The sequence below is a fragment of the Rhizorhabdus antheiae genome, assembly GCF_049889055.1.
Lineage (GTDB): Bacteria > Pseudomonadota > Alphaproteobacteria > Sphingomonadales > Sphingomonadaceae > Rhizorhabdus.
In genome coordinates, this window is the sequence record NZ_JBLTWO010000005.1 from 90499 (window position 1) to 116282 (window position 25784).

22 protein-coding genes are annotated in these 25784 nt (G+C 66.1%); 11 read left to right on the forward strand and 11 right to left on the reverse strand.

Going from position 1 to position 25784, the window contains the following annotated elements:
- Positions 1–6: 6 nt before the first annotated feature.
- On the reverse strand, positions 7–648 hold the full coding sequence (locus ACNI3R_RS11335; protein ID WP_426183312.1) for a TetR/AcrR family transcriptional regulator: 642 nt from the start codon (positions 646–648) through the stop codon (positions 7–9).
- A 90-nt stretch (positions 649–738) separates the two neighbouring features.
- Here ACNI3R_RS11335 and ACNI3R_RS11340 point away from each other — a divergent pair, with 90 nt between their 5' ends.
- The 5 genes from ACNI3R_RS11340 (at position 739) to ACNI3R_RS11360 (ending at position 7311) form a co-directional block, all read left to right on the forward strand.
- On the forward strand, positions 739–2205 hold the full coding sequence (locus ACNI3R_RS11340; RefSeq protein ID WP_426183314.1) for an efflux transporter outer membrane subunit: 1467 nt from the start codon (positions 739–741) through the stop codon (positions 2203–2205).
- Positions 2198–3322 carry an EmrA/EmrK family multidrug efflux transporter periplasmic adaptor subunit gene (locus ACNI3R_RS11345; RefSeq protein ID WP_426183316.1) on the forward strand — a complete coding sequence of 375 codons (1125 nt, stop codon included), beginning with the start codon at positions 2198–2200 and terminating at the stop codon, positions 3320–3322. The genes ACNI3R_RS11340 and ACNI3R_RS11345 overlap by 8 nt, the downstream gene beginning before the upstream one ends.
- 4 nt (positions 3323–3326) lie before the next feature.
- Complete coding sequence (locus ACNI3R_RS11350) at positions 3327–4853, forward strand: DHA2 family efflux MFS transporter permease subunit (RefSeq protein WP_426183318.1); 1527 nt, start codon at positions 3327–3329, stop codon at positions 4851–4853.
- 69 nt (positions 4854–4922) lie between these two features.
- On the forward strand, positions 4923–6323 hold the full coding sequence (locus ACNI3R_RS11355) for an FAD-binding oxidoreductase (RefSeq protein WP_426183320.1): 1401 nt from the start codon (positions 4923–4925) through the stop codon (positions 6321–6323).
- A 46-nt stretch (positions 6324–6369) separates the two neighbouring features.
- The gene (locus ACNI3R_RS11360) at positions 6370–7311 is read left to right on the forward strand and encodes an alpha/beta hydrolase (protein WP_426183321.1); all 942 of its coding nucleotides are present in this window, start codon (positions 6370–6372) and stop codon (positions 7309–7311) included.
- Positions 7312–7333: 22 nt separating this feature from the next.
- Here the strand turns inward: ACNI3R_RS11360 and ACNI3R_RS11365 are convergent, their stop codons facing one another.
- Positions 7334–7741 (reverse strand): globin domain-containing protein, encoded by a 408-nt coding sequence (locus ACNI3R_RS11365; RefSeq protein ID WP_426183323.1) that lies wholly within the window; start codon positions 7739–7741, stop codon positions 7334–7336.
- 373 nt (positions 7742–8114) lie between these two features.
- Between ACNI3R_RS11365 and ACNI3R_RS11370 the strand changes: the two genes are divergently transcribed.
- Positions 8115–8366 (forward strand): hypothetical protein, encoded by a 252-nt coding sequence (locus tag ACNI3R_RS11370; protein WP_426183325.1) that lies wholly within the window; start codon positions 8115–8117, stop codon positions 8364–8366.
- A gap of 771 nt (positions 8367–9137) precedes the next feature.
- Here ACNI3R_RS11370 and ACNI3R_RS11375 read toward each other — a convergent pair.
- The 7 genes from ACNI3R_RS11375 to ACNI3R_RS11405 form a co-directional block, all read right to left on the reverse strand.
- Complete coding sequence (locus ACNI3R_RS11375; protein ID WP_426183327.1) at positions 9138–10007, reverse strand: MipA/OmpV family protein; 870 nt, start codon at positions 10005–10007, stop codon at positions 9138–9140.
- On the reverse strand, positions 10004–10747 hold the full coding sequence (locus ACNI3R_RS11380; RefSeq protein WP_426183329.1) for an AcvB/VirJ family lysyl-phosphatidylglycerol hydrolase: 744 nt from the start codon (positions 10745–10747) through the stop codon (positions 10004–10006). The genes ACNI3R_RS11375 and ACNI3R_RS11380 overlap by 4 nt, the downstream gene beginning before the upstream one ends.
- Entirely contained in the window at positions 10747–12225 is a 1479-nt protein-coding gene (locus ACNI3R_RS11385; RefSeq protein ID WP_426183331.1) for an AcvB/VirJ family lysyl-phosphatidylglycerol hydrolase, read from the reverse strand. The genes ACNI3R_RS11380 and ACNI3R_RS11385 overlap by 1 nt, the downstream gene beginning before the upstream one ends.
- Positions 12226–12313: 88 nt before the next feature.
- On the reverse strand, positions 12314–13681 hold the full coding sequence (locus ACNI3R_RS11390) for a sensor histidine kinase (protein WP_426183333.1): 1368 nt from the start codon (positions 13679–13681) through the stop codon (positions 12314–12316).
- A gap of 3 nt (positions 13682–13684) precedes the next feature.
- A complete protein-coding gene (locus ACNI3R_RS11395) occupies positions 13685–14377 on the reverse strand; it encodes a winged helix-turn-helix domain-containing protein (protein WP_426183335.1) in 693 nt (230 codons plus the stop codon).
- Positions 14374–14766 (reverse strand): PDZ domain-containing protein, encoded by a 393-nt coding sequence (locus ACNI3R_RS11400; protein ID WP_426183337.1) that lies wholly within the window; start codon positions 14764–14766, stop codon positions 14374–14376. Before ACNI3R_RS11400 ends, ACNI3R_RS11395 begins: the two co-directional genes overlap by 4 nt.
- Before the next feature lies 1 nt (position 14767).
- Positions 14768–15274 carry a DUF1003 domain-containing protein gene (locus ACNI3R_RS11405; RefSeq protein WP_426183339.1) on the reverse strand — a complete coding sequence of 169 codons (507 nt, stop codon included), beginning with the start codon at positions 15272–15274 and terminating at the stop codon, positions 14768–14770.
- A 141-nt stretch (positions 15275–15415) separates the two neighbouring features.
- Between ACNI3R_RS11405 and ACNI3R_RS11410 the strand changes: the two genes are divergently transcribed.
- From ACNI3R_RS11410 to ACNI3R_RS11420, 3 genes are all read left to right on the forward strand, one after another.
- Positions 15416–15832 carry a DUF2147 domain-containing protein gene (locus ACNI3R_RS11410; protein WP_426183341.1) on the forward strand — a complete coding sequence of 139 codons (417 nt, stop codon included), beginning with the start codon at positions 15416–15418 and terminating at the stop codon, positions 15830–15832.
- The gene (gene mprF, locus ACNI3R_RS11415; RefSeq protein ID WP_426183343.1) at positions 15829–18459 is read left to right on the forward strand and encodes a bifunctional lysylphosphatidylglycerol flippase/synthetase MprF; all 2631 of its coding nucleotides are present in this window, start codon (positions 15829–15831) and stop codon (positions 18457–18459) included. Before ACNI3R_RS11410 ends, mprF begins: the two co-directional genes overlap by 4 nt.
- Before the next feature lie 88 nt (positions 18460–18547).
- Complete coding sequence (locus ACNI3R_RS11420; RefSeq protein WP_426183345.1) at positions 18548–18775, forward strand: hypothetical protein; 228 nt, start codon at positions 18548–18550, stop codon at positions 18773–18775.
- A 28-nt stretch (positions 18776–18803) separates the two neighbouring features.
- On the opposite strand, the gene ACNI3R_RS11425 is transcribed toward ACNI3R_RS11420, so the two are convergent.
- Positions 18804–19469, reverse strand: coding sequence for an SDR family NAD(P)-dependent oxidoreductase (locus ACNI3R_RS11425; RefSeq protein WP_426183347.1), 666 nt, complete (start codon positions 19467–19469; stop codon positions 18804–18806).
- Between the two features lie 503 nt (positions 19470–19972).
- Here ACNI3R_RS11425 and ACNI3R_RS11430 point away from each other — a divergent pair.
- On the forward strand, positions 19973–23329 hold the full coding sequence (locus ACNI3R_RS11430) for a TonB-dependent receptor (protein ID WP_426183349.1): 3357 nt from the start codon (positions 19973–19975) through the stop codon (positions 23327–23329).
- A 100-nt stretch (positions 23330–23429) separates the two neighbouring features.
- On the forward strand, positions 23430–24380 hold the full coding sequence (locus ACNI3R_RS11435) for an alpha/beta hydrolase family protein (protein WP_426183351.1): 951 nt from the start codon (positions 23430–23432) through the stop codon (positions 24378–24380).
- Positions 24381–24387: 7 nt separating this feature from the next.
- Here the strand turns inward: ACNI3R_RS11435 and ACNI3R_RS11440 are convergent, their stop codons facing one another.
- On the reverse strand, positions 24388–25782 hold the full coding sequence (locus tag ACNI3R_RS11440; protein ID WP_426183353.1) for an MFS transporter: 1395 nt from the start codon (positions 25780–25782) through the stop codon (positions 24388–24390).
- Positions 25783–25784 lie beyond the last annotated feature (2 nt).

The window sequence follows — 25784 nt, forward strand, 5'->3', positions numbered from 1 at the left end:
CGATGTTCAGGCCGGGACGGGGCCGTAGAGTTGCATGAAGGTTGCCATGGTCCTGTCGGCATCCGCGGCGATAATCTCGGGCGACGCTTCTTCCATCAGCCCCAGCATCAACTGTTGATGGCACCCCGCCATGTTCAGCATGACGATCAGGTGCGCAGCGCTCTCGGCATCGCCGGAACGCAGCCTGCCTCGATCCATCATCGACTGCATGAAATCGGCCAGAACACGTTCGGTCGCGCGCGGCGCGCGTTCGTAGAAAATCCGGCCAATCTCCGGAAAGCGACCGCATTCGGCCATGATCAGCCGGTGCAGCGCGATCGCGTCGGGCGCCGTTACCCGTTCGATGAACCCCTGACAGAAGTTGCGCAGGCTCTGCTCCGCATCGCCGCACGAATCGAGAAGGAGCAGCAGCTTCTGCCTGAACTCGCTCGTCGCCTTTTCCAGGCCCGCTTCGAACAAAGCCTCCTTAGATGGGAAATAGCTCCAGAGCGTCGCCTTCGATCCACCGATCTCGGCCGCGATCGCCGACATGCTCGCTGCGGCATAGCCATGCTCAAGAAAGAAGCGCATGGCGACTTCGATGATCGCCTCACGCCGGTCCTGCCGCCGCGCTTCACGGCGGCTGAGCGGTGCCTTCTCCTGTGTCATTTTCATTACCGTACTATACGGTACAGATTTTCATTGACAAGGGCCTTCGTCGAGCGCAGAGCAAAACAATACGACACAGTACGGTTTTCTATGATCCCGAATCACCGAACAGCTCTCCGCAACGTGACGCCGCTCGCCCTGGCGATCGCCTTATCTGCGTGCGCATCCGTCCCCGATCTGGGCAACAGCCCCACGCCGCGCACTCCCGCCGCGATCGCATCCCAACAGAGCCTCGCGGCCAGCAGCGCCGGACAGTGGCCCGGTGACGGATGGTGGCAGGCGTTCGGCGATCCGCAGCTCGATGCCTTGATCACGGAGGGCCTCGCCGGATCGCCCGACGCCGCCGCCGCCGCCGCTCGGTTGCGCCGGGCCGAGGCCGCCGTTCAGTCGGCCGGAGGCGCTCTGCTGCCGTCTCTCGACGTCGCCGGCGAGGGAGGCTGGCAGAAGCAGAGCTATAATGTCGGTTTCCCCAAGGAGTTCGTCCCCAAGGGCTGGAAGCAGCGCGGTCAGGCGAGCGCCGATCTGTCCTTCGATCTCGATTTGTGGGGCAAGAACCGGGCAACGCTCGCCGCCGCCACCTCCGAGGCCGAAGCCGCCAGGATTGAAACTGCACAGGCCCGCCTAACCCTCGCGACGTCGATCGCGGCGGCCTATGCCGATCTCGCGCGCCTCTACGCCGATCGCGACGTGCTCGTGGCTGCACTCGACCTGCGGATCGCGACGCAGAAGCTGGTCGCCAACCGCGTCGCCACGGGGCTCGACACGCGGGCCGAGTTGAAGCAGGCCGATGCGGCGGTGCCGGCGGCACGCGCCGATCTGGTCGCGATCGATGACATGATCTCCGCCACCCGCCACCAACTCGCGGAGCTGCTCGGCGCGGGCCCCGATCGCGGCCTCGCCATCGCCCGACCGGCGCTCGCCCGGCTTCTCACGCCAGGCGTGCCGGCGCAGACGACCACCGAGTTGATCGGCCGTCGTCCGGACATTGCCGCAGCCCGTGCCCGCGCCGAAGCCGCCGCCAGCCGGATCAAGGTCGCCCGCGCCGATTTCTACCCGGCCGTGAGCCTGAGCGCGCTGGTCGGCGTGCAGTCGCTGGGCTTCGACAATCTGGTCAGGAAGGACTCGATCTTCGGCAATGTCGGCCCGGCAATCAGCCTGCCGATCTTTCGAGGCGGCAGCCTGGCCGGACAATATCGCGGCGCCCGCGCGACCTATGACGAGGCGGTGGCCGACTATGACCGCACGATCCTCGCCGCCTATCGCGAGGTCGCCGACGCCGTCACGAGCCAGCGCTCGATCGCCGAGCAACTGACACAGTCGCGCCAGGCGCTGGCCGATTCCGAGGAAGCCTATGCGATTGCGCGCAAGCGCTACGAGGGCGGCCTTTCCACCTATCTCGATGTGTTGACGGCGGAAGAGAGAGTGCTGCAGGCGCGCCGTGCCGCAGCCGAGCTCGATGCCCGGCGGTTCGGCATCGACATCACGCTCGTCCGCGCGCTGGGCGGCGGCTTTGCTGCGCCCGCCACCGTTTCGTCCAAGGAAGACCAGAATGGCTGAAGCCGATCAGAAGCCCCAGACCGCCCCAAGCCAGCCGGCCGGCGAAAGCCCCGAAGCCAAGGAAGCGCGCCTGCAGAAACGCAAGACCTGGCTGATCCGCTTCGCGATCCTGGTTGCGGCCGTCGCGCTGCTCTATGGCGCCTGGTATCTGCTGGTCGGGCGCAACCATGTCAGCACCGACAACGCTTATGTGAACGCCGAAGTGGCGCAGGTCACCCCGCTGGTCAGCGCACAGGTGGTCGAGGTGCTGGTCAGCGACACCCAGCCGGTAAAGAAGGGCGATATTCTGGTCCGGCTCGACGACAGCAATATGCGGATCGCGTATGCCCAGGCCGAGGCTGAGCTGGCGCGCGCCAAGCGGATGTTCCGCCAGAGCAGTGCGACGAGCGAGGCGCTCGCGGCCCAAGTGACGGCGCGAGGCGCCGATATCGCCAGCGCCGAAGCGGATTATCAGAAGGCGAAGGTCGACCTCGATCGCCGGCTCGCGCTGCAACCCTCGGGTGCCGTCTCGGGCGACGAACTGACCGCCGCGCGCAAGGCTTTCGCGGCCGCGCAGGCGAAGCTGGCGCAGGCCCGCGCCAACCAGGGCGCGGCCTCGGGCGAACTCGCCGCCAACCAGGCGCTGGTGTCGGGCTCCACCGTCGAGACCGACCCCGCCGTCCTCGCCGCCAAGGCGAAGCTCGAGGCCGCCAAGCTGGACCTCGACCGCGCGGTCATCCGCGCCCCGATTGACGGCGTCGTCACCCGCCGGCAGGTGCAGGTCGGCCAGCGGGTCGCGGTTGGCAATGCGATCATGATGATCGTCCCGGTGTCGAAGGTCTATGTCGATGCCAATTTCAAGGAGCGCCAGTTGCGCCGCGTCCGCCCCGGCCAGGCAGCGACGCTGACCGCGGACCTTTATGGCAGCGACGTCGTCTATCACGGCAAGGTCGTCGGCTTCTCGGGCGGCACCGGTTCGGCCTTCGCGCTGATCCCCGCCCAGAACGCCACCGGCAATTGGATCAAGGTCGTTCAGCGCGTGCCCGTACGGATCGAGCTCGACCCCAAGGAGCTGGCGGAACACCCGCTGCGCGTGGGCTTGTCGATGGAAGCCGAAGTGGACGTTACCGATCGCTGATCCGATGACGTCCGTCGATCCCTCTTCGCTATTGACCGGTCGCAAGCGCGCCCTCGCTGGCGCTGCGCTTGCGGCCGCCAATCTCATGGTCGTGCTCGACATGACCATCGCCAATGTGTCGGTGCCGCACATCTCGGGCAATCTCGGCATTTCGGCGAGCCAGGGCACCTGGGTCATCACCTCCTATGCGGTGGCCGAGGCGATCTGCCTGCCGCTGACCGGGTGGCTGTCGCAGCGCATCGGTACCGTCCGCCTGTTCATCCTTTCGGTGCTGGGCTTCGGGCTGTTCTCCATCCTGTGCGGCCTGTCGCCCACATTGGGCATGCTGGTCGTCGCGCGGATCGGCCAGGGCATTTGCGGCGGCCCGCTCGTTCCGCTCACCCAGACCCTTCTGATGCGGATCTATCCGCCGGAGAAGCGCCCGCAGGCGATGGGCATATGGGCGATCACGACACTGACCGGCCCAGCTCTGGGCCCGATCATGGGCGGATTCATCAGCGACAATTGGAGCTGGCACTGGATCTTCTTCATCAACATGCCGGTCGTCGCCTTCTGCGCCGGCATCAGCTACGCGATGCTCCGTCCTGCCGAGACGGAGGTGGTGCGCGTTCCGATCGACAAGATCGGCATCGCCCTGCTCGTCCTGTGGATCGGCTGCCTGCAGATCATGCTCGACATCGGCCGCGAGCATGACTGGTTCGCCGACCCGTTCGTGCTCGGCCTCGGCATCGCTGCGGCGATCTTCTTCATATTGTTCATCGTCTGGGAGCTGACCGACGAGCACCCGGTCGTCGACCTGCGCATCTTCCGCTATCGCGGTTTCACCCTGAGCGCGTTCACGCTGGCGCTGGGCTTCGGTGCCTATTTCGCCGGCATCGTCGTCATCCCCCAATGGATGCAGCTATCGCTCGGCTACACCGCGACGCAGGCCGGATTCGCCACAGCCTTCACCGCCATCGCCGCCCTGTTCGTGGCCCGCTTCCCGCCGCTGCTGATGGGCAAGATGGATGCGCGCTTCGTCCTCAGCTTCGGCCTGATCTGGCTGGGCGGATCGACCTTGTTGCGGACCAACTGGACCAGCGGCGCCGACTTCTGGTCGCTCGCCATGCCGCAGTTCATCATGGGCATCGGCATGCCCTTCTTCTTCGTGACGGTGACCTCGATCTCGCTGAGTTCGGTGCCGCCGCAGATGGTGACGTCGGCGGCGAGCCTGCAGAATCTCCTGCGGACGATCGCGCTCGCCTTCTCGACCTCGGTGGTGGTGACCTTCTGGAACGATCAGGCGCGGATGTTCGGCAGCGACCTGTCGGGCAACGTCAATCCCGACAGCATGACGGCGACGCTGACCGAGCGGGGCTTTTCGAGCGAGCAGATCCGCACGCTGATAGCGCAGCTGGTCGACAAGGAGGCGCTGACGCTGGCGACCGACAAGGTTTTCCTGGTGACGGGCACCCTGCTGATCGCGATCACCGCGCTCGTATGGCTGGCGCCGCGCCCCAGGATCAGCGGCCCGCCCAGCGCCGGGCATTGAGGCGATCTTCCGAACCGCCTGTCACGCATGTGCTAGGCCTGAGCCGCGCGACAGGCCTATGATCGGCAGATGACCGCACCCGCCAGCTTCGCCCGCCAGCCGCTTCCCGACGCCCTGATCAAGGACATGCGCGCCCTTCTGGGCAACCGCCTCCATCTCGGCGAGGCGATGCGCCGGCAACATGGATCGAGCGAGGCACATTTCGATGCAGTTCTGCCCGATGCCGTCGCCTTCCCGCATTCGACCGAGGAGGTCGCGGCTCTCGTGCGGCTGTGCGTGGCGGCCGGCATCCCGATCGTCCCCTTCGGCGCCGGGACATCGCTGGAAGGCAACGCCACGCCGGTGCGCGGTGGCGTCACCATCGACCTGAGCGAGATGAACCGCATCGTGGCGGTCAATCCGGAGGACCTCGACTGCACGGTCGAAGCCGGCGTCCGCCGCGAGCAGCTGAACGCGCATCTGCGCGACCAGGGGTTGTTCTTCCCAATCGACCCCGGCGCCAACGCCACGATCGGGGGCATGGCCTCGACCCGCGCATCGGGCACCAACGCGGTCCGCTACGGCACGATGCGTGAGGCGGTGCTGTCGCTGACCGTGATCACGCCCAACGGCACGATCGTCCGCACCGCACGGCGGGCGCGCAAGTCGGCCGCCGGCTATGATCTGACCCGTCTGATGATCGGCGCCGAGGGTACGCTGGGCATCATCACCGAAATCTGCCTGCGCCTGCACGGCATCCCCGAGGCGATCTCCTCTGCCGTCTGCCCATTCGACACACTGGCGGGGGCGGTGGACACGGTCGTGCAGGCGATCCAGCTGGGTGTGCCGATGGCGCGCATCGAACTGCTCGACGCGGCGCAGATGCGCGCCTGCAACGCCTATTCGAAACTCGACTATCCCGAGCAGACAACCCTGCTGTTCGAATTTCACGGCTCCGAACGGCATGTCGAAGAACAGGTCGCGACGGTCCGCGACCTGGCAGCTGCCAATGGCGGGGGGCCATTTCTATGGTCCAACCTGCCCGAGGAGCGCACGCGACTGTGGAAGGCCCGGCACGAGGCCTATTATGCGGCGATGAACCAGCGCCCCGGCGCGGTCGGGCTGACCACCGACGTCTGCGTGCCGATCAGCCGGCTCGCCGACTGCATATTGGAGACGCGACGGGACCTCGACGGCTGCGCGGTGCCCGCGACCATCGTCGGCCATGTCGGCGACGGCAATTTCCACGTCGTCTTCGCGATCGACCCGAAGGCTCCCGAGGAGATGCACGAAGTCGAGGCGCTCAACGCGCGCCTCGTCGCGCGCGCGCTGTCGATGGACGGCAGCTGCACCGGCGAGCATGGCATCGGCCTGGGCAAACAGGACTTCCTCGTCGACGAACTCGGCGAGGCGGTAGAGATGATGCGGACGATAAAGCGCGCGCTCGATCCGAAAGACCTGTTCAATCCCGGCAAGATATTCCAGCTGTGATCCAAGGCGCGGAATCGCGCGCGTACCGGGCAGGAGAGAGAAGCGGATGAGCAGTCGTCACCTTGTCGATGCGGAGATCGTACCGCTGATCGACATCTTCGCCGAAATGGCCTTCACCCCGGAAGCGCTGCCCGCGCTGCGCGAGGCGCCGATGACCGCGCCGTCGCCGCCCGACGACCGGGTACGGCACGAATGCGTGACGGTGCCGGGACCGGCCGGCGCACCGGACATCGACCTGCACATTTTGACCCCGGTCGCGGCGAAGGGGCCCTTGCCCCTGATCTACCACATCCATGGAGGCGGATATATCGTCGGCAAGGCGTCCGAAATGGTGCTGCGGCATCAGGGCCTCGTGGCCGAACTGGGCTGCGCGCTGGCGTCGGTCGAATATCGCCTGGCCCCAGAGACAGTCTTTCCGGGCGCGATCGAGGATTGCTATGCGGGCCTTGGCTGGATGTTCGACCATGCGGCCGAGCGCGGGATAGATCCGGAGCGGATCGGTGTGATGGGCGAGAGCGCGGGCGGCGGCTTCGCGGCGGCGCTGGCCCTGCTCGCGCGCGACCGCGGCGACTATCGGCTCGCCTTTCAACATCTCGTCTATCCGATGCTCGACGATCGCACGGGCACGCTATCCGAGCCGCATCCTTATGTCGGCGAATATGTCTGGACCGCCTCCAGCAATCGCTTCGGCTGGTCGGCGCTGCTGGGGCATGAGCCGGGGAGAGACGATGTCTCGCCTTATGCCGCTCCGGCGCGCGCGACCGATCTCACCGGACTGCCGCCCGCCTTCATCTATACCGGGGCGCTCGATCTCTTCCTGGACGAGGATCTCGACTATGCACGGCGGCTGGCGCGTGCCGGCGTCCCCGTCGAGTTCCACCTGTTCCCCGGCGCCTTTCACGGCTTCGAGCTGGCGGCGGACTCGCATCTGGCGAAGGAGGCGAGCCGGCTGAGCCTTTCCGCCCTGCGCCGCTTCATGCGTCTGTAAGGGGCATTGCGCCAGCCGGCAGTCAGGCTGGCACGCGCTCCATCCGCACCATTGCCGATGCCATGCTGCGCAAAGCCTCGGCCATCCTGGTCGAGAAGTCCGCATCCAGTCCATGGGCCGCGCAGTGCTCGCCGATCGCACGCTCCATCGCGTCGGCCCATTGCTGGGCCGTCTGCGCGTTCACGGCGATCGCCCCGTGCAGCGACATCACGCATTTGCCGGGATTGTCGACGAACCAGTCCCTCGGGCCGCCGAGCCAGGCGGTGAGGAAGCCGCTGAGCGAGTAGCGCATCGGATCGAGATCGCCGGCATGGAGCGCACGAAGTTCGCCATAGCCGGCGTCCTCGTCCATCAGATCGTAGAAACGATCGACGATGGCCCGCACGGCGGGCTCTCCCCCGACCATGTCGAACGGCATCATCCTGTTCATCGCGCGGGCCTCCTCCCAGATATGATCCCGCATTGATGAAGGCTGCGCGGCTTAGGCGCCTTGACCTTGGTCAAAGAAACATGAGCGATCGTTAATCCGGGAACCAGATCAGGATCGACTTTTTAGATTTAGAAACAGATATTAAATTACGGTGACAGTGCATTTAACTCTGCCTGCAGGCAGTTGCCTGTGCCGTTCGCTTTCGGCCCGCGCTTGCCCGGCTCTGGATCGCGCCGCGTCGTTGCTCCGATATGATCAAGGAAGCGCCATCTAGCTAGCGGCCGACGCTCTCTAAACGGCGCGATTCGGTCGAGAGGATTAATGCACTGTCACCGATACCGATGACCTCGCCGTCGCAGGACGAAAGGATAGCATGATGTTGAAGACAGCCCTTCGCTTTACTGCCCTGACCGTCGCGATTGCGGGGCTCGGCACCACGCTCGTCATGGGGGCGGCCAACGCACAGACCCCGACCGGCGACGTCCCGCTCTGCTCGCGGACGATCATCGACAAATGCATGAACCCCTCGCAGGCGCCGGGCCGGCATGTCGCGCACATGACGCACAAGGCGCATCATGTACGCCACGCCCAGGCGACAAAAGCCAAGGCGACCACCGCCGGCTGATATCCGAACACCCGACCGAAGCGATCAAGGGAGTAGCCGCCGGCCGCTCCCTTTTCGCATGAGCGCGGCGCTCATAGTATCGCCGTATCGCTGCGGACGTCTTCCTATGGTGCTTATATTCAAAAGCGGCCAATCGGCTAACGACCCAATAGCGAACGGTAGCGACCGCCCTACTTCCTGTTGCGACGCCGAAAGGTTGCCCACGTCAAGAAAGCCCAAATTCCTCCAACGGGAAGAAGGCCGCGTGTTGCAAAGAACCACGGCACCACTTCGGCACAGGGCCTTGGGTCTTCAGGGCTTTCGCATGGAAAACTGAGCAGGTTGGCCGACACCCAGAGAAGGCCGAGCAACACAAAGCAGGCGGCGGTGAACGCCACATAGACAGAGATGGCGAGGATACGTTTGCCGGTCATTCCGACACAATGGCATGTGCCACCGCCGGTGTCATGAGGGGGCTTTAAGCACTCGCTGAATGTCCGCTTTCCACCCAGTCCCGCATTGCGGTGGCATTGCGGTGACAGTGCAGTTAACTTGGCTGCACACTGGTTCCTGGTTCCTGTCTTCGCTTTCTGCCCGCGCTTGCCCGGCTCTGGATCGCGCTACGTCATTGCTCCGATATCATCAAGGAACGCGCCATCTAGCTGGCGGCCGACGCTCTCTAAACGGCGCGATTCGGTCGAGAGCGCCCGATTTAATGCACTGTCACCGTAACCCCGCTCATGACGCGCTTCCAAATCAGCCGATCATCCAGCCGCTATTCGGACATCCTTCCTAAAAACTATACTCTACCCCGATCGCCCCACTCCATTGATCGGCGTCGCCGATATCCTCCACCAGCGGCGAGCGGCGGTAGGCGCCGAGGATGTGCTGATAGCCGACCGTGGCGAACAGGCCTATGCCATGGGTGAGCATGCCCGCCACGCTGTGCACGGCCGTCGCGCTGAGATTCCAGTCCTTCCAGCCCGCCCGTTCGGCCCCGTCATAGGGGCGCAGGCCGCTGGCCGCCGCCTCGTCTGCGCCGATATCATAATAATAGCTGCCGAAGCCGCGCCCGACATAATCGGCCGATGCGGAGACGCTGACGAAGCTCGTTTCCGACAGCGGCGTGTCATAGTCGAGTTCGGGGCTGACCACATAGGACCCATGGGCCCCGGCCACGTCCCGCTGCCAGGAGACGCTGGCCGAGAGCGTGTCATAGGGGCTCGTCACCACGCCCGTGCGCTGGATGCCGACCGAGACGCCCGGCTCGACCGCGATCCGGCGATTGTCGAGCGCGTCGACCCGGCGGTCGCCGACATGGCCGTGCCGGTCGAGGCGCACCGCGAGCAACGGCCCGAAGACGGGCTTCCATCCGGTGCCGCCTTTCGAGCGTATGAGATCGAGATAGAAGGCGGTGCCCGAACTGTTGAAGGCATAGCCGTCCTTCTGGCCCTGGATCGCCAGGGTCGGCAGCACACGGCTGCGCGACGATCCGATATAGGTCGGGGTGGAGGACAGGCCGAGACCGATCGAGATCCGGTCCCCGCCGATCTTCACATCGTCCGGAACGCCGGAAACGTCCTGCGCGACCGCCGCCGTCGAGCCGAGCGACACCGCACAGAACAGGAGAAGGGAGAGCGCCCTGGTGCGGCCACGGCTCATGCGCGCGGCTTCGCTTGGGCGAGCACCGCATCCAGTTCGGACGTTATCGTCCGGAACAGGCGATCGGCGTCGCGGTGCAGGGGATGACCACCGGGCAGCGCGATCCGCCGGGCGTTGGGCTGCGTCAGCAGCGGACAGAGGCTGTCCTTCTCTTCCTGACCCTGGATGCACAGCAGCGGAACGCCCGTCACGGTGCGGCCCGTATCGATCGCCGCAGCATCGGGCCTGACGAGGTCGAGCGTCTCGGCGGGGGAAACGCGATAGATCACCGTGTCGGTCGGCACGACGAGAACGACCATCGCGAGCCGCTTCTTGAGATCGGCAGGCAGACCCGCAAAGCCGACATGGACCATGTCGGCGCCATAGGACTGGCCGATCAGCACCAAGCGATCGGCATGGCCGTAGCGAAGTCCGCGCTGTACGGCCTGCTCGAGCAGGTCCGTGGCCTCTTCCGCCGTTCTGCGATGGCGAAAATAGACCAGCGAGTCGACGCCGAGGACCGGTATCCCGCTGGCCGACAGCCGTTGGGCGATCCGACGCCCCATACCGACCCTGAGCCCCATGTCGCCCGACAGGAGCACCGCTGCGACACCCCGATGTACCGGACTTGCAGTGGCCTGCGCCGGAAAGCCGACATAGAGATCGCGGCCGCCGAAATAGCCCAGCCATGCGCCATACCCAATGAGGCCGGCGAGGATGAAGGCCACGACGGCCAGAAACCCACGGCGTACGCTGCACATCAGAGGAGCCCTTTCAGGACGGTCGCGGCGAGAGCGTCATCATTGCCGCCGAAATGATGGCCGCCCGCCAGCACGACCTGATCGACCAGCCCCGTCGGGAGCGACAGGCATCCGCTGCCGTCCTCATCGGCACCGCGCACGCACTGCATCGGCGTTCCGCGCAGCGCTTCCACGGCCGGACGGGTCGGCAGCGCGCCCTGGCCCGCCACGTCGAGCCAGGAGGCGAGGTGGAACTGGAAGTCTGCGGTCCCGCTGAGGCCTAGCATGCTGACCCGCGCGACCGCAGGGCGCAGCTCTGCGGGCAGCCCGCCGACGATATAGGGAAGATCGTCCGCACCGAAGGAATAGCCAAGGAACAGGACGCGCTTGCGGTGCAGTGCCGGCGCGAAATGCTCGACGATCCGGGCTGCATCGGCCGATGCCTGGGCCGGCGTCCGCGCGGTCCAGAAATAGCGCAGGCTGTCGACGCCGACCACCGGCACCCCGCGTGCGGCGAGGCTAGCAGCGAGATCACGGTCGATCCCTGCCCAGCCTCCGTCACCCGAGTAAAGAACGGCCATCAGGTCGGTTTGAGGCGCGCCGGGGTCGCGGACGACGGTAAGCGGAAGATCGGCGACGCTCGCTTCGCCCTGGGCGGAGCCTGGCGTCTCGGACGTCAGCAGCTGTTCGATCGCGTCGCGAAATTGCGGCATCCAGTTCCGCTGAACCGAAAAGCCATGGCCCACCTTCGGCAGTTCGATCAGCCGTCCCTGCGGCACGGCGGCCACGAAACGCCGCGCGGCATCCGCACTCACGACCTGATCGGCAGCCCCCTGCAGCACGATCCAGGGGCCGGGAAGATGGGCGGCCGGGCCGAAGAGCCAGCCATGTTCGGGCTTGGTGATCCGCGAGACGCTCACGCCGGGGATCGTGCACCAGGGTTTTTCCCCGCCGATATCGGGGCCGAAGCCGAGCGAAATCGCCGCCTTCCACGTACCCGCCGGAGCTTGGGCCAGCGCGGCATAGGCGATCGTCGCGCCCGACGAATAGCCGATCAGCATCGGCTGGACATAGGCCGGCAGACCGAGCCGATGTTCATAGTCCTGTGCCAGCGCCTGAAGGACGAAATTGGGATTGACGCAATGGCCAGCGCTGTGTTCCAGCTGCTTCTGGAAGGCAGGTACCGACAATCCCGCTACCGCCACGCCGCGCGCGGCGAGCGCCTGCGCCATGTCGACGACACCGAGGTTCCAGCCGCCGTCGCCCGACAGAAAGATCGCGACGCCCGGGATCGGCCCCTGCGGGCGATAGGAAGCTATATCGAGGCCCTGGCTGGTGAAGGCCGCGCTGTCGACGGCGACGTCCGCCGGCGGCGGCTCGACCGTGGCGACCGGGGCCGGCGCGCTGGCGACGACGGGGGTCGACGTCGAGGAGAGCGATGCGAGCAGCAGCGCGGCCGCACCGGCGATGATCGAAAATGCTGCGAACAGTCTGCGCACCGGACATCTCCTGAGCGGATCGATATCCGGTGCTAGCTCCTGGCTCCCTGTCGCAGCGTGGGGACGACGTTAAACATCGGTAATCCGCTCAAACAACCTTGCCGCGTTCCTCGACATGCAGGCGCAGATCGACGCGCAGACCGGGCGCATTGTCGCCCAATTCCAGCCGTCCGCCATGCAGATGTGCCACAGCCGCAGCCAAAGCGAGACCGAGCCCCGCGCCGGCCTTGCTGCGCGCCGCATCGAGCCTTCCGAAGCGACGCAGAGCCTCGGTCCGCTGCGTCTCGGCGATGCCGCTACCTTGGTCGGTCACCGATATGGTCGCCTCATCGACCGCGCGCCGCGCCGAGACGGTGATGCGGCCGGCGCCATATTTCATCGCATTGTCGATCAGATTGGCCAGCGCCTGCCCCAGCAATTCGCGATGCACATGGGCGGGGACCGGCCCCGCGATGTCGGCCACGATCTCGAACCCGTTATCCTCGGCCAGCGGGCCGTAGACCTCGACCAGATCCTCGACCATCACCGCCAGATCGATCGCGACGAACTGGTCGCGGCCCAGTCCCGCCTCTGCCCGGCTTATCCGCAAGGCGGTATCGAGCATGGCGAGCAACCGGTCGCCCTCGTCGATCGCCCGCGCGACCGAGCCGCGCGCCTCGTCGGACTCGCTGGCCTCGAGCGCACGTTCCAGCGTCGACCGCAGACGGGTGAGCGGCGAGCGAAGATCATGGGCCAGACCGTCCGTCGCGATCTTGAGCTCGGTCATCAGCGCATCGATCCGATCGAGCATCTGGTTGATCGTGACCCCCAGCGCGTCGAACACATCCTCGCTATGGTCGACAGGAACGCGCCGGGCGAGATCGCCCGCCGTCACCGCGCGGGCGGTATCGACGGTCGCTGCCAGCCGCCGGTGGATCAGCCGCGCAGCAGCCCAGGCGGCGAAAGCAGCCAGAGCGATCGCGACCGCGACGCCGCCGAGCATCGCCTCTTCGAGGATCAGCGTGAAGCGCAACTCGCTTTCGACGACATGGCCGACGAGCAGCCTCGCGCCATCGTCGAGAGACACGGCGGACGCATAGATGCGTTCCGATTCGTCGCGACCAACGCGGAAGAGCTCGAGTGTTGCCGGCGAACCACCCGGCGCAAGCGACGGCGGCCATTCGGCGAGATTCCCGGCGAGGACCTGCCCTCTGCCGTCGACAAGCAGCAGGACCCTGCCCTGCGCACGCGCCGGCGAGAGCGCCTGTCCGACCTCAGCCGCCAGCGTCGGCAGGCCAGCACGGCGATAATCGTCGATCAGCGCGCCACGCAGATCGTCGGCTTGAGCCTCGGCCTCGGCGGTGATCTGATGATGGGTGAGCAGGCGGACGGTACCGAGCAGCAAGCCCGCCCCCGCGAGCTGCAACAGGAACACGAGCGCGGCGAAGCGGAATATCGTCGACCGCGCGAGCGCCATGGCTCAGCCTTCGACGCCGAGACGATAGCCCGAACCGCGCACCGTATGCAGAAGCGGCCGGGCATGGCCCTCGTCGATCTTCTTGCGCAGCCGGCTGACATGGACATCGATCACGTTCGTGCCGGGGTCGAAATGATAATCCCACACCCCTTCCAGCAACATGGTGCGCGTGACGACCTGGTCGACATGGCGGAGCATGAATTCCAGCAGGCGGAACTCGCGCGGCTGCAGGTCGACGCTCTGCCCGGCCCGCTTCACCTTGCGCGACAGCAGGTCCATTTCGAGATCGGCGCAGAACAGGCGCGTCTCGGGCGCGGCGCCGGTGCCATTGCCGGCGCGGCGGATCAGCAACCGCACGCGTGCGAGCAGTTCGGCGAAGGCGAAGGGCTTGGTCAGATAGTCGTCCGATCCGCCCTCCAGTCCCTTCACCCGGTCCTCCGCGGATCCCAGCGCCGACAGGATGATCACGGGCGTCTCGATCCCGGCGGCCCGCAGCGCTCCGAGCACCGCCATGCCCTCCATGCCGGGCAGCATCCGGTCGAGGATGATGCAGTCATAGCTGCCGTCGGTCGCGTGGAAGAGCCCATCGCGGCCATTGTTCGCCTTGTCGACCACGAAGCCATGCTCGATCAGCCCGGCGGCGACGAAATCGGCGGTCGTGGCGTCATCCTCGACGACGAGGATCTTGTGACTCATTGGCTTTCCCCTGACCCGCGCGGGACCCCGATCTCCATCAGCTGCCCGTTACGCCTAACCTGAAGATGGACGATCGCAAAGCTGCCTGCGGCCACGTCGCGATTGAGTGCGGACATCGTCGGCGCCGGCCGGCCATCGACCGTCTCGATCGCATCGCCCACGCGCAAGCCGGCACGCTGTGCCGGGCCGTCCGACCGCAGGCTGGTGACGACCAGACGCGGCTGCCCCTCGGTATCGATCGTCGCCAGCGTCGCGCCGGTCGAGCGCCACCGTCCGGCAACGATATCGTGCCGCAAAGACCGATCCGACAGCTGCAGCGCGATCACGGTGATCGCCAGCAGCGCACAGATCAGCGCGACCCATCCCATCCAGGCCGGCGAGCGAGCCACGTCACTGCCCTCCCTGCTGCTGCCGTTCTCCAACCAGAACGGTCAGCCGCTCGATCATCTCGTGCAGCCGCAATATCTCCAGTTCGGCGCGCAGGTTGACCTCATAGTCGAGGCTGGCGGCCAGCCGGTCCTTTGCGGCCTGCCGGTTCTGGCTCATCATGATGATCGGTGCCTGGACGGCGGCGAGCGTCGACAGGATCAGGTTGAGGAAGATGTAGGGATAGGGGTCGAAGGTGAGGCCCCAGTGGCGGAGCACGCCCGTGTTCAGCAGCATCCAGCCGGCCAGCGCGAAGGCGAAGCCGATGATGAAGGCCCAGCTGCCCCCGACCGCAGCGACGCGGTCGGACAGCCGTTCGCCGAAGGTCGCCTGTGCGTCGGCGACGTCGGCGACATCCTGCGCGATCGGCTGGCGCGTCAGGATCTTGGCGAGGACATTCGCCTCTTCGGGATCGAGCGGCCGGTCACCGAGATAGCGGCCGGCCAGTGTATCGGGGGCGTTGCTTGCCATATCCGGCTCCTTTCACGAACGACATAGGGGACGGCATCATACCCCCGGATGGGCGGCACATTACGAATAGTTCAGTTGCCCCCCACAGCGCCGCCATCCCCGCAGGCCTAGGTCGGCGCCATGATCAAGCGGGGCTCATCGATGCGAAAACTCATCCTTCTTATCACAGGCCTTGCGACAGCCTGCGTCACCGGACCGGCCTCGGCGCAGAGCACCGTCGATGGCCTGTGGCTCAATCCCCACGGCACCGTTGCCGTGCGCACCGGGCCATGCGGCGACAAGCTGTGCGGCTGGATCGTCTGGGCCAGCCCGCAGGCGCGCACCGACGCCAAGGACAGCGGGGTCGACAAGCTCGACGGGCTCGAACTGCTCGAAGATTATCGTCCCGATGGCGAGGGCGGCTGGGAAGGGACGGTCTACGTCCCCGACATGGGACACCGCTTCTCTTCCACCATCACCCAGCCCGATGCCCGGAGCCTGCGCGTGAAGGGCTGCCTGATCGGCGGCTTCCTGTGCAAGTCGCAGGTCTGGCAGCGCATCGAAAGCCTGCCGCAATGAACCGCGTCATCGCCTGTGTTCGCGCCCGCCGGGCGCCTCTCTCCGCGCTGCTCGTGATCCTGCTGATCGGGTTGGGTTTCCTGGCACTCCACGATCTGACCCGAGAGATCGGGCTGCGCGACGTCAAGAGCGCCTATCATCTGATCGACCGCCGCCAGATCGCGGCCGCACTGGCACTGACCGCCGCGAGCTATCTCGCGCTTACGCTTTACGACGTGCTGGCGCTGCGCACGATCGGACGCCCGCTGCCGTGGCGGACGGCGGCGCTCGCCTCCTTCACCAGCTACACGATCAGCCACAATCTGGGGCTGGGCCTGATCACCGGCGGCTCGGCGCGGTTCCGGATCTATACGCGCGCCGGCCTCTCGCCGGGCGACGTGGTCCGCGTGGTGGCGATCGCCTCGGGCACCTTCTGGCTGGGTGTGTTCGCCGTTACGGGCACGGCGCTCCTGCTCGGCGGCGCGAGCGAGGCGACCGCGATGCTGGGCCTGCCCGGCGGCAGCGGACACATGGTGGGTGCGATAGTGTCGGCGGCGATCGCCGGGCTGTTCCTGATCCGCATCCTCGGCCCGCGCACGATCCGCCTGTTCGGCTGGACGGTCCCGCTGCCTTCCCCGGCGCTGCTGACAGGCCAGTTGATCGTCGCCGCGATCGATCTCGCCACGGCGGCGGCTGCACTGTTCGTGCTCGTACCTTCGGCCGCCCCCGCGATGATGCCGGCCTTCTTCGTCGCTTATGCACTGGCGATGATCGCGGCGCTGATCACCCATGTGCCCGGCGGCCTCGGTATCTTCGAGGCGGTGATCCTGGCGACGCTACCAGTCGACAAGGCCGGCCTTGTCGCCGCACTGATCGCCTACCGGTTGATCTACTATATCCTGCCCCTCGCGCTCGGTGTCCTGTTGCTGACCCTGCAGGAAGGCCGCGATCGGCGCCTGGGCCGGCTGCTGTCGCAGGCACAGAAGATGGCGAGCGGCGTCGCCCCCATGCTGATGAGCGTATCGAGCTTCCTCGGCGGCACGCTGCTGCTGCTGTCGGGATCGACCCCCGCCGTGCCCGGCCGTCTTCACGATCTGCACGCCGTGGTACCGCTCCCCTTCATCGAGGCATCGCACTTCGCCGCGAGCCTGTCAGGCACAGGCCTGCTGCTGCTGGCGCCGGCCCTGTACCGGCGGCTGGACGGGGCGTTCGTCGCGGCCCGCGCGCTCCTGCTCGCGGGAGCGGTCTTCTCGCTGACCAAGGGCATCGATTATGAGGAGGCGCTGGTCTGCCTCGCCATTGCCGGCCTGCTGCAGTGGACCCGCCCCGCCTTCTATCGATCGACAACGCTCGTATCGGGGATCTTCACCCCGGCCTGGATCGCCTGCGTGGGCGCGGTAGGCGCGCTGACCCTCTGGGTCGGGCTCTTCTCCTACAAGCATGTTCCCTATGAAAACGGCCTGTGGTGGGATTTCGCGCTGCACGGCGATGCGTCGCGCTATCTGCGCGCCAGCCTGGGCGCGACGATGCTGCTCGCCGCCGTCGCCTTCTGGCGCCTGTTCGCGCCAGCTTCGCCCCACCGCGCCCCGACCGGACTGCCCGACATCGTGCCGACCCTGTTGGCGGAAGCGGACCGGACCGACGCGATGCTCGCCTTGACCGGCGACAAGCGCTTCCTCTTCTCCTCGGACGGCGACGCCATGCTGATGTACCAGATCCGCGGTGCAAGCTGGATCGTGATGGGCGACCCGGTCGGGCCGCGCCACGCCTGGACCGAACTGCTCTGGCAGATCCGCTCTATGGCGCACGCCGCGCAGGGCCGCCTGATGCTCTATCAGATCAGCAGCGAGATGCTCGAACTGGCGATCGCGCTCGGCCTGCAGATCATCAAATATGGCGAGGAGGCGATCGTCGATGTCCCCCCCTTCTCGCTCGAAGGATCGCGGATGCGCTCGATCCGGCAGACCGTCCGCCGCGCCCAACGCGAAGGCGCGCAGTTCGAAGTCGTGCCGGCCGAAAACGTGCCCGCGCTGCTGCCCGAACTGGCGCGGATTTCCGACGATTGGCTCGAAAACAAGGGACAACGAGAAAAGGGCTTCAGTCTCGGTCGCTTCGATGCCGACTATCTGGCGCAGTTCGACTGTGCGCTGGTGCGGGTCGAAGGTCGGATCGTCGCCTTCGCCAATATCTGGCGGACGGCCAACCGGCGGGAATTGTCGGTCGACCTGATGCGACATAGCCATGACGCACCCACCGGCACGATGGACTTCCTGTTCGCGCAGCTGATGCGCTGGGGACAGGAGCAGGGCTATGCCCGCTTCTCGCTCGGCCTCGCGCCGCTGTCGGGTATCGATTCCCATCGCCTGTCGCCGCTCTGGGCCAAGGCGGCCGCAGTCATCTTCCGGCATGGCGAGCGGCTGTACGGCTTCCGCGGCCTGCGCGCTTATAAGGAAAAATTCGCGCCCCGCTGGGAGCCCCGCTACATCGCGGCGCCCGGCGGCGCGGGTCTCATCCTGGCGATGCGCGACCTCAATCGGCTGATCGGCAGCCCGATGCCGAGCCCTGCCGGGCGCCGCAACGCCCCCACGCCACGCATGGCGCTCGACGCTCCTGTCGCACCCATGACCGCGCTCGTCCCGGCGGAGTGAGGCCATGGCCAAGATGAACGGAATTTCACGCGGGGGTCACCCCGACACAAGGGGCGAAGCGGCATTCAACGGGGAACAGGAGGACCCCATGACCGTCGAAACCCTGATCGAAACCAAGCCCCGCCGCGTCCGCCCGTCAAAGCGCCGCACGATCGGCGCCATCACCCGCGCCTGCCGCGAAGGCCAGCATGTGCCCGAAGCGAGCTTTACCGTCGACGAACAGGGCATGCAGCACAGCCGCTGCCGTCATTGCGGCTGCTCGCTGGCGCGGGTGCCCGTCCTGCGCCGCTGGTTCCGGACGGGGCCCATGGGCTGAGCCCTGCAGCGGTCCGAGCGCTGACCTGTCAGCCCGGCAGAGACAGGGTTATGCTGGCGCCGGTAATCGTGCCGGCATCCGCCGACAGGAGGAAGGCGATCGCCTTGGCGGCGCCCGCCGGAGTCACCCAGCCCGACCGATCGGCATCGGGCATGTCGGCGCGGTTGGTCGGCGTGTCGATGATCGTCGGCAGCACCGCATTGACGCGGATCGACCGACTCTTGAGCTCGTCCGCGAAGCTCTCGGTAAAGGCCTTTATGCCCGCTTTCGACGCCGCATAGGGCGCCATGCCCATCGCCGCATTGCCGGCTGCCGCCGCCCCGATGTTCACGATCGCACCGCCGGCCTGCATGTGCGCTGCGGCTGCCCGCGACGAGATCACCGCGGTGCGCAGGTTCAGGCGATACATGCGGTCCCAGCTGTCGAGGCTGCCGTCCGCCACCGTCTCCCACAGGAAGCCGCCCGCGACGTTCACCAGTCCGTCGATCCCGCCCAGCCGCTCGGCGATCGTGACATAAGCGGCCTGCACCGCCGCCTCGTCGGTCAGGTCGACACCGCCCAGGGTCAGGGCACCCTGCGTCTCGCCCGAAGGCGTCGCCACGTCGACCACCGCGACCTCATGGCCCCGCGCGGCGAGTTCCGCCACCACGGCCCGCCCCAGCGCCCCAAGTCCTCCGGTAACGATGATCTTCATGCGATGTCGGTCCTCTTCCTGATGCCTGCGGCATTTTCCGGCCGACCGTGCACTTCGCGGGGAGGGGGTGCAAGACGACGATCGGCATCGGCGGACCGGTTGACCGGCATGGCTGCCGAGGCGATGCCGGATGGATCATCTGATGCACCTTCGGATCGCCCAGAACCCATTCGAACGTCCGGCGTCAGGGTGCGCGCCGTTCAGCTTCCCGACAGTTTGGACGCGAATCACTTTGATGCCTCCGCACCGTCGAAGCTGCGCCAGAAGCGCCCCGTAAAGTTACGGTAGCGTGCCGAATCCTGCGCTGCAGCGCCATTTTCCGGGCTTTTCCTGACAGGCTTGAAAGTCGCTGTCACAGTTGAAGAAGCTGCCACGGAACGGTAATAATCGAGGCATAAACACCGCGCCACTGGAGCACGGCCGGTGACGGACAGCGGTAGAACCGCCCGTGATGCTTGTGCGCCGCACAAAGCCATTTTTGGCGTCCAAAGGGGACATTTGGAATGCGTAATTTCTCGCTCGGCTGCGCGGTGGGCGCGCTTGCCATCGCCATGGTCGCGTCCGCGCCGGCCCATGCGCAGGAAACCACCTCCTCGATCTCGGGCACCGTGACGTCGAACGGAGCTCCCGTCGCCGGCGCGACGGTGACGATCCTGCACGTGCCGTCGGGCACAAAGTCGACGCTGACCACGGACGCTTCGGGCAATTTCAACGCCAACGGTCTCCGCATCGGCGGTCCGTTCAGCGTGTCGGTCTCGGCCAGCGGCTACACCAACGCCCAGGTCACCGACATCAACACCTTCATCGGCCAGCCCTACACGCTGCCGATCGAACTGACCGAAGTCGGCGGCCAGGAGATCGTCGTCACCGCCAGCAGCATCAAGAATGCGCGCACCGTCTCGCAGGGTCCGGCGACCGTGCTGACCTCGTCCGACGTCGCCAAGATCGCGACGATCAACCGTGATATCCGCGACCTCATGCGCCGCGATCCGTTCGCCCGTCTCGACGACACCCCGTCGGGCGGCCGCGCGGTCTCCTTCGCCGGCCAGAATGCACGCTTCAACCGCTTCACCGTCGACGGCGTGCCGATCACCGACAATTTCGGCCTGAACCCCGACGGCCTTCCCAGCCGCCGTTCGCCGATTCCGCTGGACGCCGTCGGTCAGTTCCAGACCAAGGTCGCGCCCTATGATGTGCGCGAAGGCAATTTCCAAGGCGGCGTGATCAACATCGTGCTGCGCTCGGGCACCAACGACTTCCAGGGCACCGGCTTCTACGCTTATTCGTCCGACGAACTGAGCGGCAAGAAGACCAAGGCTGGCCCCGGCGTGCCGACCGGCCGCGTGACCCTGCCAAACTTCAAGTACAAGAATTATGGCGCGGAACTTTCCGGCCCGATCATCAAGGACAAGCTGTTCTTCATGATCGCGGGCGAGCGCATCCGCGCACCGCGCCCGATCGCCGAAGGCTCGCTCGAGAACAACGCCGGCACCGCGATCCCGAACCTGACCCAGGCCTTGGTCGACCAGGTCGTCTCGACTGCCAAGAGCCGCTATAATTATGACGCGGGTGGGATCGTCAACAACACCGGCGACAAGGACGACCGCCTGGTCGCCAAGATCGACGCCAACCTGTCCGAAACGCAGCGCCTCTCCTTCACCTACGCCTATGCGAAGGACGAGATCGTTCTGACGAACAACACCAACAGCGGCAATGTGCAGCCGGCGCTGGGCCTTTCGTCCAACGCCTATGTCCAAGGCAACAAGCTGCAGATCGGCGTTGTCCAGATCAACTCCGACTGGTCGGATGACTTCTCGACCGAGGCGCGCGGCTTCTACAAGAAATATGTGCGCCTGCAGGATCCGCTGCTCGGCCGCGGCTTCGCCCAGTTCCGCGTCTGCACTGCGCCGACCTCGGATCGCGGCACCGGCACTGCCACCGGCACGACCGAAGCGACCAACTGCCCGAACGGCGTTCCGGTCGTCTCGATCGGCCCGGACAATTCGCGCCAGTCGAACGCGCTCAACACTGAGACCTTTGGCGGTTCGTTCCTCGCCCGCCTGAACCGCGGCGATCACGACATCCGCGCCTTCGTCGACTTCTCGGACGTGAAAATCTTCAACCTGTTCCTGCAGAACACTGCAGGTAACTATTATTTCGACTCGCTCGCCGATTTTTCGGCCGGCAATGCGCAGCAGCTGATCTATCAGAACGCCATTCCGTCGCTCGATCCGAACGACGCGGCGGCGCGCTTCCGCTATCAGTCCTATGCCTTCGGTCTGCAGGACACTTGGCGCCCGGATCCGACCTTCAGCCTGTCCTACGGCCTGCGCTATGATCTCTATGGCGGCAGCAGCCGTCCGACGGTCAACCCGAACTTCGTCGCGCGCTATGGCTTCAACAACGCCGCCTTTCTCAGCGGTCGCGGCCTTCTTCAGCCGCGCCTCGGCTTCGACTGGAAGCCCAGCCCGCGCCTCTCGGTCCGCGGTGGCGGCGGTATCTTCGGCGGTGGCGCACCGGACGTCTATTTCTCGAACAGCTTCTCCAACACCGGCGTGCTGTCGAACAACCAGACGATCCGCATGCTCAACAATGGCGGCTTCAGCGTCCCGGGCCTGACCGGCGCTGCAGCGACCGCAGTCGGCACGGCGGCGCTGATCAACGTGGCGGGCAATTCGATCCCCGGCGCGGTGAACCAGTATATCGCCAATGGCAGTATCGTCGCGAACTCGTCGACGAACGCGGTTGATCCCTCGTTCAAGATCCCGTCGCAGTGGCGCGCCACGCTGTCGACCGACTATCGCGCGGATCTCGGCTTTCTGGGTGACGACTGGCAGTTCGGCGTAGACCTCCTCTATTCCAAGGTCCGCAATCAGGTGTTCTTCACCGACATCCGTTCGGTGCCGATCGTCGGATCGCTGACCCCGGATGGTCGCCAACGCTACACCAGCATCACCTCGCTGGGCTTCGCCGACAACAACTCGGACCTCTTCCTGACCAACACCAAGAAGGGCCGCAGCTACGTCGCGGTGGCGCGCGTCGACAAGTCGTGGGACTTCGGTCTTTCGGCAGGCCTGCGCTTTACCTGGCAGGACATCAAGGACCAGACGCCGGCAACCTCGACGACCGCTTCGTCCAACTATGGCAATGGCGCCTTCTTCGACGCCAATGGCGCGGCCTATGGCACCTCCAACGACCAGGTGAAGTACAATATCAAGTACAACCTGTCGTTCGAGCGTGAGTTCTTCGGGGACAACAAGACTACCATTGCGCTGTTCGGCGAAACCCGTATCGGTCGGCCCTATAGCTACACGATGTTCGATCCGGCGTCGGGTCGCAGCCCGGTGTTCGGTACGACCGGCAGCGGATCGCGCTACCTGCTCTATGTTCCGACGATCGGCGGCGACCCGCGCGTTTCCTATGACTCGGCAGCGACGCAGGCTGCGTTCGAGAACTTCATCCGCAACTCGGGCCTGAACAAATATCAGGGCAAGGTTGCACCGCGTAACGGCTTCAACTCGAAGTGGTTCACGCGTTTCGACCTTCACCTGTCGCAAGAGGTTCCGACCGGCCTGGGGGACTCGAAGGTCACCTTCTTCGCCGACATCGAGAACTTCACGAACCTGATCAACAAGAAGTGGGGTCAGATCCGCGAGTATATTTTCCCGTACAACGTCTCGCCGGTCCGCGTGGCCTGCCTGACCACCGCGGGCAATGCAAACGGCCAGGGAACGCGGGCGACCAGCTCGTCACAGCCCTGCGCCCAGTACCAATATTCGCAGTTCACCAACCCGACCGACACGATCTATGCGAGCCAGTCGCTCTACGCGATCCGCGTCGGCGTCCGCTTCTCCTTCTGATCCGAAGGACAATCCGGCCATCGAAGGGCTCCGCTTTGCGGGGCCCTTCTTTTTTGTGGGCGGGCTGGTCTGAATCCCCTTTTTCCGCCACGGATAAACGATGATGTTCGTGCGCTTTTTCCGTTCCGTTCTCGCCGCCGGCCTTGCCCTGTTCGGCATGGAGGCGGCACAGGCGACCGGGCCGATCACCTTGTGCGAAGGCGTCTGGGTCGACCCCGGCCGCGAGCGCCCCATCCCCATCCGCATCCGCATGCCTGCCGGCGCCGAGAAGGTGGGCGTGATCCTCTACAGCCATGGCCTCGGCGGATCGCTCGATGCGGGGACGATCTGGGCCAATGCCTGGGCCGAGGCGGGCTATGCCGTCATCAACCTCCAGCATCGCGGCAGCGACAGCGCGATCTTCGGCAAGCCCGGCTTCCGGGCTGCGCTGGGCAGCCAGCAGTTGATCGCCCGGGCGCGCGACATGCGCTTCGTGATCCGCGAACTGGGCATCCGGCAGGAAGAGGGCATTTGCGATCTTCGACGGATCGACCAGCGCCGGATCGGCATTGCCGGGCACAGCTTCGGCGCGCAGACCGTTCAGGCGGTGGCGGGGCAGATCTTTCCCTTCCCCATCCAGCCACCACTGGTCGACCTGAAGGTCCGCGCCGCGCTGGCGCTGAGCCCCTCTCCGCCGCTGGTCGGATCGCCCGAGGTCGCCTTCTCGCGCATCCACATCCCGTTCCTGTCGATCACGGGGACCGAGGATGCCGTACCCTTCGTCATCCCGATTACCGCGCAGCAGCGGCAAGAGCCGTTCCGGCTGATGCCCGCCGGCGACAAATTCCTGCTCGTTCTGAAAGGCGCCACGCATGAGATGTTCGCCGGGCAGACCTTCGCCTCGATGCTCAACGGAGAGCCGCCCGCGCATATCCGCAATACGGTAATCGCCACGAGCATCGCCTTCTGGCGTGCGACGCTCGACGATGATGTCCAGGCGATCGAGTGGCTGCACGGCATCGACGGGCTGCGCGCGGGCCTGAAGGACGGCGATTTCTTCGAAAGCCGCTGAGCCGGTTTCAGGCGCCGCGCGCCGCGCGCACGGGTCGCAGCGACACAATCGCATCCGGCTCGAAGCGGCGGTTCAGGGCGACGGCGCAAACCGCCATTGCAGCCAGCAAGAACATGCTGCCCGCATAGGCGCGGTTGTCATAGGGCGTAGCGTCGGTAAGCCAGCGCATCGCAGCGAGCGACCAGACTCCGGTGATCACGCCCAGCGACAGGGTCAGTTGCTGGACGGTCGAATAGAAGCCTGTCGCGGCCGCCATGCGCTCCGCCGGCACCTCGACATAGGCGGCCGGGCCGATCACCAGCATCGCCAGCGCGAGGCCGAAGCCCTGCCCGAAGATCAGCAGATAGAAGAGCGGGATCGGCAGGTCCGAGTGCAGGAAGGCCGTGCCGAGCAGCGACAGCGCAAACACCGCCCCACCCCCGACCGCGACGCTCCTGGGATGCGACCGGGCGATCAGCGGTCCTCCGACGAACCGGCTGACCAGCACGCCGACCGTGCCCGCCGCAAGCATCACGCCCGTTTTGGCCGCCTCGAACCCCATCGCCAGCTGGAACCAGAGCGGCAGCAGGAAGGCATGGGCACCGAACAGGCAGCGGATCAGCGTGCCGGACAGCATCGACAGCCGGAAGCTGGGGATCGCCCAGAGCGTCAGATCGATGATCGGCGCCGCCGCTCGGCGATGATGGCGCAGGTAGAGCAGAGCGGAAACGGCCGAGAGGAGCAGCATGGCGACGGTGAGCGGTGGGCTGACCTGACCGGTGACCCCGCTCAGGCCGATCACCAGCGAGACGATCAGAATGGCGACGATCGCCGTGCCCGGCGCGTCGAAACTCTCGCCCTCTGCGTCGCGCCGGTCGGGGACGAGCCACAGGCTCATCACCACCCCGAGCAGCGCCATCGGCAGGTTGACGAGGAAGATCATGTGCCAGGACGCATAGCTGACGAGGAACCCGCCCAGCGCCGGCCCGATCAACGGCCCGACAATGCCGGGGATGACGAGCCAGTTCATGGCGCTGATCAGCTCGTGCCGTTCGGCCGATCGCAGGACGAGCAGCCGCGAAACCGGGATCATGATCGCACCGCCCACCCCCTGCAGCGCGCGTGCCGCAACGAGCGTCCCGAGCGACCAGGCCATCGCGCTGGCGACCGCGCCGACCATGAACAGCAGCAGCGAGGCGATGAAGGCGTTGCGCGCGCCGATGCGGTTGGCAAGCACGCCGCCGAGCGGAATGAACACCACGAGGGCCAGCTGATAGGCGAGGATCGCGACGTTGAGGTCGATCGGCGCGACGCGCAGGTCGGCCGCGATCGCGGGCAACGCGGTGTTGATCGCAGTGGCGTCCAGATATTGCATGAACACGGGGATCGATGCGGTCAGTGCGATGGCCCGATAGCCGCTCATCC

What these genes read in the sequence shown, in the direction of transcription:
- ACNI3R_RS11335 (WP_426183312.1), bottom strand. Translation starts at nt 648, where the DNA reads ATGACACAGGAGAAGGCACCGCTCAGCCGCCGTGAAGCGCGGCGGCAG.
- ACNI3R_RS11340 (WP_426183314.1), top strand. Translation starts at nt 739, where the DNA reads ATGATCCCGAATCACCGAACAGCTCTCCGCAACGTGACGCCGCTCGCC.
- ACNI3R_RS11345 (WP_426183316.1), top strand. Translation starts at nt 2,198, where the DNA reads ATGGCTGAAGCCGATCAGAAGCCCCAGACCGCCCCAAGCCAGCCGGCC.
- ACNI3R_RS11350 (WP_426183318.1), top strand. Translation starts at nt 3,327, where the DNA reads ATGACGTCCGTCGATCCCTCTTCGCTATTGACCGGTCGCAAGCGCGCC.
- ACNI3R_RS11355 (WP_426183320.1), top strand. Translation starts at nt 4,923, where the DNA reads ATGACCGCACCCGCCAGCTTCGCCCGCCAGCCGCTTCCCGACGCCCTG.
- ACNI3R_RS11360 (WP_426183321.1), top strand. Translation starts at nt 6,370, where the DNA reads ATGAGCAGTCGTCACCTTGTCGATGCGGAGATCGTACCGCTGATCGAC.
- ACNI3R_RS11365 (WP_426183323.1), bottom strand. Translation starts at nt 7,741, where the DNA reads ATGAACAGGATGATGCCGTTCGACATGGTCGGGGGAGAGCCCGCCGTG.
- ACNI3R_RS11370 (WP_426183325.1), top strand. Translation starts at nt 8,115, where the DNA reads ATGATGTTGAAGACAGCCCTTCGCTTTACTGCCCTGACCGTCGCGATT.
- ACNI3R_RS11375 (WP_426183327.1), bottom strand. Translation starts at nt 10,007, where the DNA reads ATGAGCCGTGGCCGCACCAGGGCGCTCTCCCTTCTCCTGTTCTGTGCG.
- ACNI3R_RS11380 (WP_426183329.1), bottom strand. Translation starts at nt 10,747, where the DNA reads ATGTGCAGCGTACGCCGTGGGTTTCTGGCCGTCGTGGCCTTCATCCTC.
- ACNI3R_RS11390 (WP_426183333.1), bottom strand. Translation starts at nt 13,681, where the DNA reads ATGGCGCTCGCGCGGTCGACGATATTCCGCTTCGCCGCGCTCGTGTTC.
- ACNI3R_RS11395 (WP_426183335.1), bottom strand. Translation starts at nt 14,377, where the DNA reads ATGAGTCACAAGATCCTCGTCGTCGAGGATGACGCCACGACCGCCGAT.
- ACNI3R_RS11405 (WP_426183339.1), bottom strand. Translation starts at nt 15,274, where the DNA reads ATGGCAAGCAACGCCCCCGATACACTGGCCGGCCGCTATCTCGGTGAC.
- ACNI3R_RS11410 (WP_426183341.1), top strand. Translation starts at nt 15,416, where the DNA reads ATGCGAAAACTCATCCTTCTTATCACAGGCCTTGCGACAGCCTGCGTC.
- mprF (WP_426183343.1), top strand. Translation starts at nt 15,829, where the DNA reads ATGAACCGCGTCATCGCCTGTGTTCGCGCCCGCCGGGCGCCTCTCTCC.
- ACNI3R_RS11420 (WP_426183345.1), top strand. Translation starts at nt 18,548, where the DNA reads ATGACCGTCGAAACCCTGATCGAAACCAAGCCCCGCCGCGTCCGCCCG.
- ACNI3R_RS11425 (WP_426183347.1), bottom strand. Translation starts at nt 19,469, where the DNA reads ATGAAGATCATCGTTACCGGAGGACTTGGGGCGCTGGGGCGGGCCGTG.
- ACNI3R_RS11430 (WP_426183349.1), top strand. Translation starts at nt 19,973, where the DNA reads ATGCGTAATTTCTCGCTCGGCTGCGCGGTGGGCGCGCTTGCCATCGCC.
- ACNI3R_RS11435 (WP_426183351.1), top strand. Translation starts at nt 23,430, where the DNA reads ATGATGTTCGTGCGCTTTTTCCGTTCCGTTCTCGCCGCCGGCCTTGCC.
- ACNI3R_RS11440 (WP_426183353.1), bottom strand. Translation starts at nt 25,782, where the DNA reads ATGAGCGGCTATCGGGCCATCGCACTGACCGCATCGATCCCCGTGTTC.